The 2,506-nt window shown below is 60.9% G+C and carries 3 protein-coding genes and 1 pseudogene; 1 reads left to right on the forward strand and 3 read right to left on the reverse strand.

Annotated elements, in window-relative coordinates:
* A pseudogene (locus JQC81_RS32180) lies at window positions 1–784 on the reverse strand (hypothetical protein); the annotation flags it as partial.
* 328 nt (window positions 785–1,112) lie between these two features.
* Between JQC81_RS32180 and JQC81_RS32185 the strand changes: the two are divergent.
* Window positions 1,113–1,475, forward strand: a complete 363-nt coding sequence (locus JQC81_RS32185; protein WP_203275825.1) for a hypothetical protein — start codon at window positions 1,113–1,115, stop codon at window positions 1,473–1,475.
* A 66-nt stretch (window positions 1,476–1,541) separates the two neighbouring features.
* Here the strand turns inward: JQC81_RS32185 and JQC81_RS32190 are convergent, their stop codons facing one another.
* Entirely contained in the window at window positions 1,542–1,775 is a 234-nt protein-coding gene (locus JQC81_RS32190) for a hypothetical protein (protein ID WP_203275826.1), read from the reverse strand.
* 241 nt (window positions 1,776–2,016) lie between these two features.
* The coding region (locus tag JQC81_RS32195; protein WP_203275827.1) for a peptidoglycan-binding domain-containing protein at window positions 2,017–2,506 on the reverse strand (490 nt) is incomplete at its 5' end.

Below are 2,506 nucleotides of genomic sequence, written 5' to 3' on the forward strand. Positions count from 1 at the left end.
CTGAGCTGAGTTCAGGATCCTGCTGTTCGACAGGTTCAGTCTCTGGCGTAAGCGGCTCTTCTGTCTTGAGCGGCTCTAGCTCAGGAGGGGATGCGCTCGGGATGGACCGGATCGCGCTGACAACATCCCGCAGGCCGCCGGCAATCCCATCAGCCGATTGAACCATCAGGGGTGCGAGCCGCGCAATGGCCTCGATCTGCTGGCCGCCGAGAGCCACCAGCTTGCTCATCTGCTCCGCCATGCCCTCCATGGTCGAGCGCAGGTCTCTCAGTTCTGCGGCCATTCCCGTCAGGGCCTGTTCCACCTCGCGTGACAGGATGGGGGCTGATCCGGTCTGCGGGGACGCCTCCGGAGCGGAGGGGCGAGGGGGCTGCACCGGCTTGGGGCGGAAGACCTCGGCGGCGAGCGCCTCGGGCTTGCCCAGGTGGCGCGCCAGGATATCAGCCGTATCCCGGGACCGCTTGTCCGCCGGGGCGCTCGGGCGGCTGGGAGGATTGGCAGCCTCTGGCGACCTCTGGGGGCCTACGTCGTTGGACGGCCGAGGCTGCCGCTCCTCCCGAGGTTTCGACAGGCAAGCCGGACATAAATCATAGGCCCGGTCGCGTCCGAGAAGCCATCCACGCTCTTTGAAGTAGCCTTTAACAAGGTCATCGCTGGCAGGCCTGCTAGCTTCGTAGGTGTCTGTCTTGGGGCACGTGGAGCATCGGGCGGTGAAACGGTACGTGGAGGGGGCTCCACCGGTACGGGTGATCTGCGGCTCGAACTGACGTGCGATGCCCGGCATCTGGCGTGTCCTATGTTAATCGCGATGAGCCTTCCGACTGAGAACGAGTCTCAGGGCCGAGTGTCGGTTTCGACGGGAAAGCTGCTGAAAGAGTGCGAGAACAAATAATGCCCTGCTGGAGATTTTCCAAGACCTCTCACGAGCGAGCAACCATCGGTGGCCAAGGGAGGCCATTCTGGACCCTTCCGCCCCACGGGTGGCGCCATCTCTCCGAATAAAGGTGAGCTTGCCTGACATTTCAGGTGGGTAACAGCTCATTAACCATACTTGCCCATTGTTCTCTCATGCTCTGAGGCGGTCACAGAGCTGTTTCCCACAAGGCAAGCAGATGATGTTCAAGATCCTCACCGATGCAGTCGATGAGAAGCTCGCGTTGATTGCACCCGTCTTAAGAAGGATCGAGCAGGATGGTCAGAGTGCTGACCTGCGCGACCTCGGCTCTCATCTCATCCGTGCTCTACGCCTGTTCGAGCGCAATCCCGGCATTGAAGCAGCTGCGGACGATCTGTATGCGGCAGCGGCGGCGCTGGTTGGAGAGAACATGAAGCTCACGCAGCCCAGTGCAAGAGGGCGGCGCCTTCTCGACGATGCTCATCGACGCTTTTGCAGCCGGCTCGAGGCGGCCGCGGATCGTCTTAAGCCTTATGAGTACCTGGTTGTCCCGGATTTCTCCATTCGCCAGGCGGCCTGACGAGACAGGCTCTGCCGCTCGCAGCTGTTCCTTCCGGGTTCATCTCGTGTGCAGGGGGAAGTGAGATCAAGCCAGGGTGTCAGCGGCTTTTTCGAGCAGAGCCTGAAACGAAGGCTGGTTCTTCTGCCCAACCACAACAGCGTAAAGTCGGAGGCTGGAAGCTGTTGCTTCATCCTGCTCACCTCGAGCGAGCTTGGCCGCCGCTCGGTCCAGCAGTTCAGCCCAGTCTTTCTCACCCTGGCCCAGCAACACCGCTGACCACAGGCCCAATTCACCGGAGAGCATCTTGTGGTCAGGCACGGGCGCCCTCGCTCGCATGTGCGGCCTCGACGGAGAGCCATCACGGCAAATCCAAGAACGCCTCGGCTGAATGAACCGGGCGGGGTTCTCAGCCGAGGCGTGTGCGGTGCCGGTTGCAACACCGCCGGAGGACTTTGGCAGAGTGTTGGTAAAGATCTCGTTCCTGGTACTGTTTCCGATCAAGCGGCATCGGATGTTTGCCAGCAGCATCCAGCAGGGTAGAGGCTGATGATGCGCCGAGTTATTGAACAGCAGAGACAATGTGGCCTCGCAGAGCCTCAAGCGTCGCTGGTCCAAGCTTTCCCGTGACAGGCAGCCCTTTGGCACGCTCAAAAGCTTCGACCGCTTTGCTGGTACTGGGGCCAAACACTCCATCCGCCTCAAGACTGCCGTAGCCGAAATCGACGAGCGCTTCCTGTGCGGTACGGATCTGCTCTTTCGACGGTGGAGTTGCTGATGTCGAGCCTGTCGTAGAGATGTCGATCCTAGTGATCGGCCGGTTAGATGGTCCTGTGAGCTGAAGCCGCGCCTGCTCGATGGCTTGGCTTACGCTGGCACGCAAAGCATCCAGCTCCTGGAGCTCCTGCATCGCGGCTTGGGCCTTCTGCCGTGTAGCATCTAAGTCCTTCCCTACTTGGAGCGCCTGTGCCTTATCGTGCGCGAACTGGTCGCGTTCGGCCGTGACTGTCTGGATCTGCTGATGAAGCCGCGCAATTTCAGCTTGAGCAGAT

The sequence above is a fragment of the Microvirga arabica genome (assembly GCF_016811235.1).
Classification (GTDB): Bacteria; Pseudomonadota; Alphaproteobacteria; order Rhizobiales; family Beijerinckiaceae; genus Microvirga; species Microvirga arabica.